The 11917-nt window shown below is 72.6% G+C and carries 15 protein-coding genes and 1 pseudogene; all 16 read right to left on the reverse strand.

The annotated features are described in order from the left end of the window. Nucleotides 1–9: 9 nt before the first annotated feature. On the reverse strand, nt 10–1107 hold the full coding sequence (locus AB0J36_RS29825; RefSeq protein ID WP_357394224.1) for a beta-ketoacyl synthase N-terminal-like domain-containing protein: 1098 nt from the start codon (nt 1105–1107) through the stop codon (nt 10–12). After that, a complete protein-coding gene (locus AB0J36_RS29830) occupies nt 1100–1345 on the reverse strand; it encodes an acyl carrier protein (protein WP_357119087.1) in 246 nt (81 codons plus the stop codon). The genes AB0J36_RS29825 and AB0J36_RS29830 overlap by 8 nt, the downstream gene beginning before the upstream one ends. Further along, nucleotides 1345–1611, reverse strand: a complete 267-nt coding sequence (locus AB0J36_RS29835) for an acyl carrier protein (RefSeq protein ID WP_357119090.1) — start codon at nt 1609–1611, stop codon at nt 1345–1347. The genes AB0J36_RS29830 and AB0J36_RS29835 overlap by 1 nt, the downstream gene beginning before the upstream one ends. Nucleotides 1612–1793: 182 nt before the next feature. Beyond that, nucleotides 1794–3188, reverse strand: a complete 1395-nt coding sequence (locus AB0J36_RS29840) for a class I adenylate-forming enzyme family protein (RefSeq protein ID WP_357170368.1) — start codon at nt 3186–3188, stop codon at nt 1794–1796. Between the two features lie 262 nt (nt 3189–3450). Then, nucleotides 3451–3831 (reverse strand): hypothetical protein, encoded by a 381-nt coding sequence (locus AB0J36_RS29845; protein ID WP_357119095.1) that lies wholly within the window; start codon nt 3829–3831, stop codon nt 3451–3453. A 139-nt stretch (nt 3832–3970) separates the two neighbouring features. After that, nucleotides 3971–4423, reverse strand: a complete 453-nt coding sequence (locus AB0J36_RS29850; RefSeq protein WP_357119098.1) for a hypothetical protein — start codon at nt 4421–4423, stop codon at nt 3971–3973. After that, on the reverse strand, nt 4396–5052 hold the full coding sequence (locus tag AB0J36_RS29855; RefSeq protein WP_357119101.1) for a hypothetical protein: 657 nt from the start codon (nt 5050–5052) through the stop codon (nt 4396–4398). Before AB0J36_RS29855 ends, AB0J36_RS29850 begins: the two co-directional genes overlap by 28 nt. Further along, entirely contained in the window at nt 5049–5309 is a 261-nt protein-coding gene (locus AB0J36_RS29860; RefSeq protein ID WP_357119104.1) for a hypothetical protein, read from the reverse strand. Before AB0J36_RS29860 ends, AB0J36_RS29855 begins: the two co-directional genes overlap by 4 nt. Before the next feature lie 2 nt (nt 5310–5311). Next, nucleotides 5312–5575, reverse strand: coding sequence for a hypothetical protein (locus AB0J36_RS29865; protein ID WP_357119107.1), 264 nt, complete (start codon nt 5573–5575; stop codon nt 5312–5314). Nucleotides 5576–5690: 115 nt separating this feature from the next. Beyond that, a complete protein-coding gene (locus tag AB0J36_RS29870; protein ID WP_357119110.1) occupies nt 5691–6518 on the reverse strand; it encodes a M55 family metallopeptidase in 828 nt (275 codons plus the stop codon). Between the two features lie 121 nt (nt 6519–6639). Further along, nucleotides 6640–6981 (reverse strand): antibiotic biosynthesis monooxygenase family protein, encoded by a 342-nt coding sequence (locus AB0J36_RS29875; RefSeq protein WP_357119113.1) that lies wholly within the window; start codon nt 6979–6981, stop codon nt 6640–6642. Beyond that, a complete protein-coding gene (locus AB0J36_RS29880) occupies nt 6978–8228 on the reverse strand; it encodes a beta-ketoacyl synthase N-terminal-like domain-containing protein (RefSeq protein ID WP_357119115.1) in 1251 nt (416 codons plus the stop codon). Before AB0J36_RS29880 ends, AB0J36_RS29875 begins: the two co-directional genes overlap by 4 nt. Then, the gene (locus AB0J36_RS29885; protein WP_357119118.1) at nt 8225–9493 is read right to left on the reverse strand and encodes a beta-ketoacyl-[acyl-carrier-protein] synthase family protein; all 1269 of its coding nucleotides are present in this window, start codon (nt 9491–9493) and stop codon (nt 8225–8227) included. Before AB0J36_RS29885 ends, AB0J36_RS29880 begins: the two co-directional genes overlap by 4 nt. A 42-nt stretch (nt 9494–9535) precedes the next feature. Next, entirely contained in the window at nt 9536–9952 is a 417-nt protein-coding gene (locus AB0J36_RS29890) for a cupin domain-containing protein (protein ID WP_357119121.1), read from the reverse strand. Between the two features lie 154 nt (nt 9953–10106). Further along, a pseudogene (locus tag AB0J36_RS29895) lies at nt 10107–10796 on the reverse strand (SRPBCC family protein); the annotation flags it as partial. Continuing rightward, nucleotides 10793–11917, reverse strand: a 1125-nt coding sequence (locus AB0J36_RS29900) for an ATP-grasp domain-containing protein (RefSeq protein ID WP_363661425.1), incomplete at its 5' end; no start/stop codon positions are given. The gene AB0J36_RS29900 and the pseudogene AB0J36_RS29895, both read right to left, overlap by 4 nt.

Here is an 11917-nt window from a genome sequence, read left to right on the forward strand (position 1 = left end):
TGGGGGTGGTCATGGCGCGCCGACCAGGAGCGCGGTGTTGGCGCCGCCGAACGCGGAGTTGAGGGTCAGGGCGTGGGTCACCGGCGCACGGCGCGACGCCGCCGTGATGACGTTGACCGGACACGCCTCGTCGGGGCCCCGCCAGCCGGCGTTGACCGGCAACTCGCCGGCCCGCAGCGCCATCGCCGTGACCACCAGTTCGAGCAGCCCGGACGCCTCCAACGCGTGCCCGTGCAACCCCTTCGTCGAGCTGACCGGCACCTCGTTGGCGTACCCGTCGAGGGCCCGCCGCAGCGCCGCGGCCTCGGCGGCGTCGCTCTGGGCGGTGCCGGTGGCGTTGGCGTTGACGTACCCGATCGCCCGCGGCGGCAGCCCGGCCCGGCGCAGCGCGGCGCTGGCCGCGCGGGCCAGCCCGGCGCCGGTCGGGTCCGGCTGGCACGGGTGGTACGCGTCCCCGGCGCGTCCCCAGCCCGCGACGGTCGCCACCGGCTCCGCGCCCCGCCGCGCCTCGGCGCGGGACTCGACCACCACGGCGGCCACGCCGTCACCGAGCAGCAGCCCACGGCGGCCAGCGCTGAACGGGCGGACCGCGCCGTCGTCGGCGAGGGCGCGGCCGGCGTCGAAGAGCGCGAACTGGTCCGGCTCGACGAGATAACCGGCGGCCACCACCACCCGGTCCAGATCACCCCGGCTGATCAGGGTGGCGGCGTCGGCGACCGCCGTACTCGCCGACACGCACGCGCTGGTGTAGACCCGGGTGTGAGCGGACAGCCCACACCGGGCGGCGAGCTGGCCGGCGAGCGCGGACGGGACCGGCTCCACGCCGGGGGCCGGGCCGCCGTGCACGGCGAGCAGCAGCGCACACCCGGCACGCCGGGCGCGGTCCAGGCCGGCCGTCCGGCAGGCCGCGTCGATCGCGTCGGCCAGCTCGTCGGCGAGGGTTCCGACCTCGGGCAGGGTGGCCGCCACGGTGACCCGGCGTGCGCTCGTGTCGAAGCGACGGATCGGTCCGAAGGCCGGCGTGGCGGCGAGCTGCGCCTCGGCGCCCCGCCCGAGGGCGCTGACCGCGTGCACACCGGTGAGCTGGACGACGGGCGGCTCAGCCATCTGCGGGAGCGGCCAACGACGCCCGCAGGACCGCCAGGGCGTCGTCGACGGTACGGATGCCGGCCAGGTCGTCGTCGGTGAGGTCGAGCTGACGCTGGTAGCGCTGCTCGACGAGGTGTACGAGCCAGGCCAGCTCCATCGAGCCGACCCGGTCCGGGACCTCGTCGGCCGGTTTCGCGGTGAGTTCGGCGAGCATGGTCAGCAGGTCAGCTCGCCCCAGGTCGGGCTGACCGGTCATCAGGCGGCGTCGCGCTTCGCCTCGGCGACGCGGTCGGCGACCATCGTGGTGAACTCGCCGACCGTCATCAGCGCGAGCTTCTCCGACTCGTCGTCGGCGAACGTCAGGCCGAACTGGTCCTCGACGCGGACGGCCAGATCGGACAGGGCCAGCGATTCCAGGTCGACGCCGGACGGGCCGAGCGTGGTGTCGTCGTCGAGCCCCTCGACGTCGTAGTTCATGTCGACGAGCTGCTCGACGACGAAGGCGCGGACCTCGGCTCTCATGGATACCCTCTCTGCGTAAGCCAGGTGACGGTGTCCGATCGGGACACCGCGTTGGTCTGGGTCGGTGGGGACACCGGCGGTCGGCCGGATCCCGCCGTACGGTCGCCGCGCGCGGGTGCCGGCGCGGTAGTCGGCGCGCTTGACGGCGCGGGTGTCGGCGTCGAGGTGGCGCAGCGGGCCGGTCACGACGTCACCGCCGAGCGCAGCGCGTCCGTCGAGCGGACCAGCTTGCCGGTGGTGGTACGGGGCAACGCGTCGAGCAGGCGCAACACCCGGGGTCGCTTGTAGCCGGCCAGCCGTTCGGCGAGGAGCTTGTCCAGGACCTCCTCGGACAGCGGGCCGTCGGGCTGGACGTAGGCGGTGATGCCGTCGTCCCACACCACCACGGCGGCGGCCACGCCGGGCAGCTGGGCGACGGTCGCCTCCACCTCGGTGAGGTCGACCTTCATCCCGCCCACCGAGACCTGCGAGTCGAGGCGGCCGCGCACGGTGACCAGGCCGGTGTCGGCGTCGACGGTGCCGGCGTCGCGGGTGTGCAGCCAGCCGTCGGCCCAGCGGGTGGGGTCGCTCAGCCCGACGTACGGCGATGCCGGGCAGGACACCCACAGCTCACCGCCGGACTCGCGGACCTCGATGCCGGGCGCGGGGGCGATCGACGGGCGGTGCGCGCCGTGCAGGTCGGTGCCGATGACCCCGACCTCGGTCATCCCGTACATGTTGCCCAGCGGCACCCCGTACCGGTCGGTGAACGCCCGGACCACCGCGGCCGGGACCAGCTCGCCGCCGGTGGTCATCCGCCGGAACTGCGGCAGCGGACCGGTTGGCCGGCTGGAGGCGAGCAGTCCGATGTGGAACGGCACGCCCAGCACCGTGGCCGGCGTGGCCTGGGCGGCGATGGCGGCCAGCACCGCGTCGCCGCTGAGCCGCTGCGGCGGCACCAGCTCCACACCGGCGTGCAGACCGTAGAGCAGGCCGCCGACCAGGCCGAGCACGTGCACCATGGAGGGCAGCAGGATGATCCGCTCGCCGGGCAGCGCCACCCCGTCGATACGGGTGTAGCGGCGCACCTCGGCGACCAGGTCGGCGGCCGTACGGCCGATCACCTTGGACGGGCCGGTCGAGCCGGAGCTGAGCTGGATCACGGCGTGGCCGCTGACCGCTGGACCGTCCGCGTACCGGGTGACGCTCTCGGTGACGTCGACGAACACCTTCAACGCGCCCCCGCCGGTCCGCAGCGGGGCGACGACCACCTGCGGGGCGAGCCGGGCAAGCGCCCGGTCCACCTCGTGGTCGGTGAGCCGGTGGTCGAGCAGGATGGCCTGCGCTCCCGCCCGCCAGGCGGCGAGCAGGTTGACGACGTACGCCAGCGACGGCGGCAACCGCAGCGCGGCGGCGCCACCGGGACGCAGTCCGGCAGCGGTCAGCCGGTCCTGCGCGGCGGTCACCAACCGGTGCAGGGTGGCCCGGTCGATCGGTTCCGGCAGGCGGAGACAAACATCGGTTGGACGGCCGGCGAACAGGACTTCATCCACCCAGCCGGGGTCATCTACCGTAAGGTTTTCGGCGACATGATTCATTGCCCCCACCATTCGACCCGCAGCGCAAAGTAGGGCATAGGAGCCAATTTCTGGCATCTTTCGAGGTGCTGCCGGAACCCTACGACAGCCACGTTGAGCATCGCTAGATGCAAATGGCTAGATCAATTTGAGCGCCCGGACCGATTGCCGCATACCGCCGCCCACCACTCGTTCCCACCTGCCGACCATGATCGACTCGACTTCCTGGAAGTCGGGCCGTCCCAGCCGATCGGACACCGCCGTTTCCGGGATCCCGAGTCGATCAGGGATGGGTGAGGCCAATGAGGTCGGCCAGCCGGGCCACGCCGGCGGCCGCCGGTCCGCACTGGGCGATCTCGGCGACCAGGGTACGGACAGCAGGGCGACGGTGGATCTCGCCGGGCGCGACGGTGTGTGCGTCGGCCAGCGCGCGCCCGGCTCCGGTGACGTCGCCGCCGTCGAGGTGGGCGCGGGCGGCGTCGACGAGGTGGGCCGCGCGAAGGTCGGCGGGCAGCAGGGGCCAGTCGTCGCGGCGAACGGCCATCCGATGGTGGCGCAGGGCCTCGTCGGTGTCGCCGACGCGCAGTGCGGTCAGGAAGCGGGCGAGCCTCGGGAGCCAGGCTGTGCAGACGTTGACGGGGCAGGTCACTTCCGCCAGGTACATCAAGCACGTCGGCAACCTGGTGGGCGCGCGCCAAGTTCATAACGGTATTGAGCGAGGAGGCAGCCTCGCGCTGGTCTCGCTAACGTGCGGAGCCAGCAGATGCGCGCATCCTGAGCCTCGGTCAGTCCCGGGCAGACCGCTACAGGTGCTCGGCCGCAAGCTGCTCGGCTTCCAGGGTGAACTCGTCCAGTTCGGCCGGACTGAGGTCGGCTTCACGAAGAAGCTGGCCGAGCATGAATAGCTCGGCTCCGAGGGCGGTCTCGGGGGAGATTGAGTCGACCAGTTCCGGCTCCCCGAGGACTGCCCGGATAAGCCCTTCCATCTCAAGTACCGGCAGTGGATCTCCGCCCTGCTGCCGGGATCGGATTCCCGAGACCCAAGCAGCCACGTCACTCGGAGTGGCGTCCGCACCGAATCGCCGTTCGACAGCGACGGCAAAGGCAGCCCCAATGACCTTGAGACCGTTACCCAACCCGTGCCGGCCAATCTCGACTGACAAGGCATCGACCGCGTCCCAGTCCGCCCTGTGCAATGCCCGGATGAGTTCGCTGAGCGGCTGATCAATCACTTCTGGTTCAACCTGGCCTTCCACTGTCGGATCACTCCGGAAACTCGCTGCGCTGCCACGCCCGCCAGCAGCCCAGCCACCACGAGATGCCCCGCAGCCTCCGACCCATCGATCTTCGCGCGTGGTGACGGGCCAGGACCGGTGGGGGTGCTCGTTCCGGACGAGTGTGCACCGGAGGGACGGTCAAAGTCACGCAGGGCCGTAGATCCCTTCTCCACGGCGTCGACACCTGCCGAGACCTGGTCCTGCACGTCGTCGGCCCTTCGCGCCGCACGAATGAGGAAGGCGCCTCTTCTCCGGCCCAGGTCCCGTCGATCGCTGTCAGCCAAGAGTTCCTCCCCCGGCGGTGACCCGGAGGTGGCTGCCGCCGATCGTGGCGCCGAGCCAGGTGCCACGGCATTCAGGAAGTCCGCGACGTTCCGCGCCGCATCGCTGCTCAACCGGGCGATCCGGCGAGCCTTGTCGGCACCGGTGCGGCTCTGACCTACCGCCGCGCGCAGCCTGGGATGGTCGGTACCTCTCCCGACCGTGGAGTACCGGGCATGCCCCTGAGTGACGTCCGATGCGGCACGTGTCGCCTGGACCGCGATCGCGTCCAGGCGGTCGATCGTGGACCGGAGTTGGGCCACGACCTGAGCGAGCAGGTCGCTCACCCCAGCGCCCTGCGGAATTCGTCAGCACTTTCCTGTGCGGAGGTGATGACCCGCAGGGTCAGCGTCACCTCGCGTATCGCCTCAGCGAGAGCCCGGCGGGCCTTCTCGGCCTCCTCGCGCCGGCTGTCGTGCATGGTGGGGAGCATGACCCCAGCGGCTTCGTCCAGGGATGCGCCGATGCCCTCGATCGTCGTCCGGCTCTGGTCGAGAAGGTGACGCGCTTCGTCGAGGGCTGCCTTGACCTCGCCGATGCTCATAGTCAGCCAAGGATGTTGATGTACTGCCGGGCCGCCGCGGTGCTGCCCTGGAGGGTCGTGGCTGCCTCGGTCAGACGTTGCTTGCTCTGCTCGGCTCGGGCGATCGCCTCAGCGATGGCCGGATGGCCAGTGCCTGCGGATACCGCGCGCAGCCGAGCGAGCACCTGGTCGGTGCCGTCGATGGCGGCGCGGATCTGGCTCGTCGTCGTGACGCTCTGCTCGGCTGCCTGGGCGAGCGCGGCTTTGACTTGCTCGATGCTGGCCATGCCGTCCTTCCGGTCGATCGCACGGCGAGGGGCACCGGCGTTCTGCACGGGCAGTAGCGACGCAGACACTACCCAACATGAATCCCTCTCCGTAGCCCCGTCTCGGGGCGTCGCGCTAGCCCGGTTTGATGCTGGCGAGCTGGACGAGAAGTTGAATCAGCCGATATGCCTCGGCGGCGTCGACGGCGCGGAAGGCGACCGTCCGGCCGCCGCCGACCCGGGTCACACCCGGCACCAGAACGGCGAGGTCGACCATGTACGGGCCGTACAGATCGACCTCCACGTCCAACGGCCCGGACATCGTCCACGGAGGAATCGAGGCGCGGCGGGTGATGGCATCGGCGGCAGCGTGACGCAGCCGCTCGCGCACCTCCTGCGGATGCAGGGCCACCGCGGCGGCCTGGCCCAGGGTCTGTTTGACGGCGACGGTGACCGCCGAGGGCACCAGCTCACCGAACTCGGCGCAGGCGGCGTCGTCTCCGCTGAGCAGGACGACCGGCACGTCCAGGTGCCCTGCCATGGCGGTGTTGAGGCCGATCTCGCCTAGTGACCGACCCGCCACGCGTACGTCGAGGATCGCGTCACTCATCGTGTGGGCCAGCACGGCCGGGCCGGCACCGGCCCGAGCGTGATAACCGATGAACATGACGGCGCCCGTGTGCTCGTCCAGACCCGCGAGCATGCCCAGCGGGCGCGGTTTGCCGCGCACGAGGTGCGCCCGTCGGTCGAGGTCCTCCGGCAGGATGTTGCGGAACGTGCCGTGCGCGTCGGCAACCCACACGACGGCGTCGGGTGCGGCATCGAGAACGCCGGCGATCACCGCGTTCGCCTCGGCCGTCATGAGGGCCCGGCCGCGCTCGTAGTCGTACCGATCGGGATTCGTCTCGGTGGGATGCACGATCCCCGAGACGCCTTCCAGGTCGACGGAGATCAGCACCTTCATGACCTTGGGATCCTACGCGCTCCCGATGGTCACGAAGGTGGTCGAGTTGATCGACAGCAGGTCGCCGAGGTGGGGGCATCCACCCGCTCCGGATACCCCCACCTCGGCGATCTGGAGTGGATCAGAGCCCTGCGGCGGCGGCGAGACGGGCCTCGTCCGGGGTCTGGGCGTGGATGTGGAAGCGCAGCGACCGGGCGTCGGTGAAGCACTCCCGCATCGGTCGCACCAGGTCGCGGTGCTCCTCGGTGCGCTCCCACGCCTCGAAGTCGGCCAGGCTCGCCCACTCGCTGGTGATCAGCCACTGCTCCGGGTCGGTCGACGAGCGGCACACCTGGTCCACCAGGTGCCCCGGCACACCGTCGGCGACCAGGTGCCGGATCTGCTCGTACGCGGCCAGAAACGCCTCCGTACGCGGCGCCGGCACCCGGACCAGGAAGACCACTCGGGCCCGCTGTCCGCTCACGGCGTCTCTCCTTCCGTCGGCGCGGCGCCCCGCAGGACCAGCGCGCTGTTGAATCCGTCGAAGCCCCGCGCGCAGACCAGCGCCAGCCGGCTGCGCGGCCGGCGGTGCTCACGCAGGAAGTCCAGCTCGCACCCGTCGGCGACCTCGTCGGGGCCGGCCGAGGCGGGCAGCGTGTCGTGCGCGAACGCGAGCAGGGCGGTGGCCACGTCCAGTGCCGAGCCGCCCTGGTGGGCCCGGCCGGTCAGCGGTTTCTGGGTGGTGACCGGGGGCGGCCGGTCGGCGAAGACGGCGCGCAGCGCCGCCGCCTCGCTGCGGTCGTAGCGGAGTACGCCGAGGGCGTCGGGCAGCACCACGTCGATCGCGGTCGCCGCGACGCCGGCGCGGTCCAGGGCCAGCCGCATCGCCCGCGCGTACTGGATCGGGTCGCCGGCGCTGTCGGCGGTGGTGTGCGCGGCGTCGTGGGTGGCCCCCCAGCCGCTGACCTCGCCGTAGATCCGGGCGCCCCGGGCCAACGCGTGGCCCAACTCCTCCACCACGAAGACCGCGCCGCCCTCGGCCGGCAGGTAGCCGCTGGCCGTCGCGTCGAACGGCCGGTACGCCCGCTCCGGGTCGGCGACGTCGCTGAGCAGCCCGGAGCGCAACTGGCAGGCCAGGGCGTACGGGCTCAGTGGACACTCGGTCGCCCCGGCGATGACCACCGGAGTCCCCCGGCGCACCGCGCGGGCGGCGTGCGCGAGGCTGTCCAGCCCGCCGGCCGCCTCCGCGACCAGCACGCCGCTCGGACCCTTGAACTGGTGGTGGATGGAGAGCTGTCCGACGCTCGCCGCGTAGAACCAGGCGATCGACTGGTACGCGCCGACGGTGCGCGACGGCCCACCCCAGAGCCGTTGCAGTTCCCGCTGCCCGAACAGGTTGCCCCCGGACGAGCTGGCCAAGGCGACCGCGTAGCCGTACGGGTCGGGTGCCCGCTCGGGCAGCCCGGCGTCGGCCAGCGCGAGGCGGGTGGCGGCGAAGCCGAGGTGTGTCCATCGGTCGGTCTGCACGAGTTGCCGGCTCTCGGCGTAGGACTCGGCCGCGAAGTCGGGCACCTCGCCGCCGAGGCGGGTGGGGTAGCCGGCCGGGTCGAAGAGCGTGATCGGCCCGGTGCGCCGGGTGCCGGCCAGGACGGTACGCCAGTGCGCGTCCGCGCCGACGCCGCTGGGCGCGACCACACCGATTCCGGTAACGACCGCCCGGGCGGTGCTCACGCCGCCGCCGGAAGTCGGCGGAACACCATCGCCGACTGGAAGCCACCGAACCCGCTGCCCACCGACAGGGCCACGTTCACCGGCACCTCCCGTGCCTCGTTGGGTACGTAGTCCAGGTCGCACTCGGGGTCACGGGTGCTCCAGTTGGCCGTCGGCGGCACCACCCCGAACTCGATCGCGAGGGCGCAGGCGGCCATCTCGATCGACCCGATCGCGCCGAGCGAGTGCCCGACCATCGACTTGATGGAGCTGATCGGCACCCGGTACGCGGCCTGGCCCAGCGCCCGCTTGAACGCGGCCGTCTCGTGCCGGTCGTTCTGCCGGGTGCCCGAACCGTGCGCGCTGATGTAGGAGACCTGCTCCGGGATGATCCGGCCCTGCCGCAGCGCGTCGCTGACGGCGAGGCCCATCTCCAGCCCGTCGGGGCGCAGCCCGGTCATGTGGAAGCCGTTGCTGCGGCTGGCGTAGCCGGCGACCTCGCAGTAGACGTGGGCGCCCCGCCGTCGGGCGTGCTCGGCCTCCTCGAGCACCAGCACGGCCGCGCCCTCGGCCAGCACGAATCCGTGCCGGTCGGCGTCGAACGGGCGGGAGGCGTGCGCTGGGTCGTCGTTGTCGGGACTGGTCGCCTTGATCGCGTCGAACGAGGCGACGGTGACCGGTGAGATCGGCGAGTCGGCCGCGCCGGCCAGCACGATGTCCGCCTCGCCGTCCACGATCATCTGGTGGGCGTAGCCGATGGCGTCGATGCCGGACGTGCAGCCGGTGGAGACGACCTGCGCCGGGCCGTGCAGGCCGTGCCGGCAGGCCACGTCGGCGGCCAGGCTGCTGGGCACCAGCGCCTGGTACAGGTATGGGCCGCCGAGTGCCGCGTCGACCAGCCACCGCCGGCCGTGCTCGCTGACCCGCACGTACTCCTCTTCCAGGGCCATCGTGCCGCCCACGGCGGTGCCGAGCACCACCCCGGCGCGGTCCCGCTCGGCGTCGGTAAGCACCAGGCCGGCGTCGGCGATGGCCTCGGTGGAGCAGGCCAGCGCGAACTGAACGTAGCGGTCGGCGCGACGCCGCTCGGCGTCGGTGAGCCCGGCGGCGACCGGGTTGAAGTCACACTCGGCGGCGATCTGCGAGCGGAACGGCGACGGGTCGAAGAAGCTGATCCGCCGGGTGGCCGTACGCCCCTCGGTGATGGTCTTCCAGAACCGGTCCCGGCTGGCGCCGCCGGGGGCCACGACGCCCACGCCGGTCACCACGGTGCGACGGCCGGTCACCGCGCCACCTCTGTTCGCGACTGCGGGGCTCGCAAACCCGGCTCACTCCTCGCGCTCACGACCCACCCCCTGTTCGACGAGTTCGGTGTCGACGTGCCCCAGCTCGGGGCGCGGGGCCAGGGGGCCCAGGTGGAAGACCACCTCGGCCGGCTCCGTGCCGGTGTTGCGCAGCCGGTGCCGCACGTTGACCGGTACGAACAGCGCCTCACCGGTGGCCACCTGCGTGGGCTGGTCGTCGAGGTCCACGGTGATCGCGCCGCGAGCCACGTACAGGAACTCCTCGCTGTAGGGGTGGTAGTGCTCGGCGATCCGCTCCCCCGACGCGAGGGTCGCCACCCCGAGGAAGCCGGAGGTGCTGCCGACGGTGCGGGGGCCCAACAGCACCCGCAACTCACCGCCGCGTCGCCGGTCCGCCGGTACGTCCGAGGCCGCTATCAGCCGGGTGCCCAGGTCACTCATCGCCGGCCTCCCCCGCGGCAGAGCCGGCCTGCGCCGCGGCGGAGCCGGCCTGCGCCGAGGCGGAGCCGGCCTGCGCCGAGGCGTCGCCGTCGACGGAGCCGGCCTGCGCCGGAACCGAGCCGCCGGCCGGGCCGCTCCGGCCGGCGCGTTCCCGGGCGATCCGCTCCACCCGGTCCTTGATCACGGCGAGTTGGATGACGCTGTTGGTGTTGATCCGCTCGGTCATGGCGGCGTTGTCGACGGGCGCGGTCGGCTTCATGGCGAAGTCCTGCGTCCAGGTCATCCGGGTGCCGCCGGCCTCCTCGGTGTAGCGCCAGTGGATCCTCATGTACTCGAACGGCCCGGTCTCCACCCGGTGCGCCCGCACCTGACGGCTCACCGGGTCGGCGGTGCGTTCGCTGACCCAGCTCCACGCCACCCCGTTCTCGTCGGGGTACATGGTGAGCCGGAACCGTACGGTGTGCCCGTCGCGGTGCAGAATCTCCACCACGGCGTACTCGGTGAACAGCTCGGTCCAGTTCGCCACGTCGTTGGTGACGTCCCAGACCAGCGCGAGCGGCGCGTCGATGAGCACGGTGTTCTCGGTGTGCCCGGGTGGGTCGGTACGGCGGGCGACCAGGTCGGCCACCGCCGCGATGCTCAGTTGCCCGGCCTGCTCGGGGATGCTCACCTGCCACCGGTCGGCGACGACCGCCGAGAGTTCCAGCAGGGCGAGCGAGTCCATGCCGAGTTCCTCCAGCGACGCGGCGGGCGTGCGGGCCGCGGCCTCGGCGTCCAGGCCGCAGTGTGCCACCAGGATGTCGGTGATCTCGGCGGTCATCGGGCGACCATGGGTGACGGTCATCGGGTCCTCCTGTGGGTTACGTCGGGCTCCGCGGCGGGCGCGGCGCGGGGTGTTGGGGTGGCCGCCGGCCGCGACGCGGGCGCGGCGAGCAGGCGGTCGACGAGGCCGGTGGTGTAGCGGCCCTTGCGGAACCCGGCGTCGTCGAGCACCCGCCGGACGAACGGGATGGTGGTGTGCACCCCCGGACCGGCGATGTCGAACTCGTACAGCGCGCGTTCCAGCCGGTTGAGCGCCGACTCCCGGTCGGGCGCCCAGACCACGACCTTGGCCAGCAGGGAGTCGTACCAGGGGCCGACCAGGTAACCGGCGCGGGCGTGGGTGTCCACCCGGGTGAACGGGCCGCCCGGCGGGGTGAACCGCTCGAGCCGTCCGGGGGTGGGGGCGAAGCCGCGTGACGGGTCCTCGGTGTTCACGCGGCACTCCACGGAGACGCCGCGCAGGTGTATCTCCTCCTGCCGCCACCGCAGCGGCACGCCGGCCGCGATGTGCAGTTGCTCGTGCACCAGGTCGATCCCGGTGACCATTTCGGTGACGGGGTGCTCCACCTGGATCCGACAGTTGATCTCCAGGAAGTGGAAGCGTTCCTCGGCGTCGACCAGGAACTCCAGCGTGCCGGCGCCGACGAAGCCCACCTCCAGCGCGCCCCGCAGCGCGGTCTCGGCGATGGAGTCGAGCGTCGCGGCGGACAGCGCGGGGGCGGGGGCCTCCTCGACGAGTTTCTGGTGTCGGCGCTGCACCGAGCAGTCCCGGGTGCCCAGGTGCACGCCGTTGCCGTGGGCGTCGCAGAGCACCTGCACCTCGACGTGCCGGGCCTCGGTGAGGTAGCGCTCGACGTACACCCGGTCGTCGCCGAAGGCGGCCTGGGCGGCGGCCCGCGTCCGCGCGTACGCCCGGGCCAGCTCGGCCGGACGGCGCACCACGGTCATCCCCCGGCCGCCGCCCCCGGCGGCGGCCTTGACGATCACCGGGTAGCCGACGGCGTCGGCGACCTCGGCCGGGGGGGCCGGGGGGGGGGCCCCGGGGGCCCCCCGCGCCGCCGGCGGCGCGGCCGCGCCCGGCGGCAGGGACGCCGGCGCGGGGTGGGCGGCGCCCGCCGCCCGCCCCGCCCCCCGGGCGGCGGG

The sequence above is a fragment of the Micromonospora sp. NPDC049662 genome (genome assembly GCF_040675055.1).
Lineage (GTDB): Bacteria > Actinomycetota > Actinomycetes > Mycobacteriales > Micromonosporaceae > Micromonospora.

Excerpts from the sequence above, each read along its gene's own strand:
- AB0J36_RS29825 (WP_357394224.1), bottom strand. The coding sequence starts at position 1,107 with ATGGCTGAGCCGCCCGTCGTCCAGCTCACCGGTGTGCACGCGGTCAGC.
- AB0J36_RS29830 (WP_357119087.1), bottom strand. The coding sequence starts at position 1,345 with ATGACCGGTCAGCCCGACCTGGGGCGAGCTGACCTGCTGACCATGCTC.
- AB0J36_RS29835 (WP_357119090.1), bottom strand. The coding sequence starts at position 1,611 with ATGAGAGCCGAGGTCCGCGCCTTCGTCGTCGAGCAGCTCGTCGACATG.
- AB0J36_RS29840 (WP_357170368.1), bottom strand. The coding sequence starts at position 3,188 with ATGAATCATGTCGCCGAAAACCTTACGGTAGATGACCCCGGCTGGGTG.
- AB0J36_RS29845 (WP_357119095.1), bottom strand. The coding sequence starts at position 3,831 with ATGTACCTGGCGGAAGTGACCTGCCCCGTCAACGTCTGCACAGCCTGG.
- AB0J36_RS29860 (WP_357119104.1), bottom strand. The coding sequence starts at position 5,309 with ATGAGCATCGGCGAGGTCAAGGCAGCCCTCGACGAAGCGCGTCACCTT.
- AB0J36_RS29865 (WP_357119107.1), bottom strand. The coding sequence starts at position 5,575 with ATGGCCAGCATCGAGCAAGTCAAAGCCGCGCTCGCCCAGGCAGCCGAG.
- AB0J36_RS29870 (WP_357119110.1), bottom strand. The coding sequence starts at position 6,518 with ATGAAGGTGCTGATCTCCGTCGACCTGGAAGGCGTCTCGGGGATCGTG.
- AB0J36_RS29890 (WP_357119121.1), bottom strand. The coding sequence starts at position 9,952 with ATGAGTGACCTGGGCACCCGGCTGATAGCGGCCTCGGACGTACCGGCG.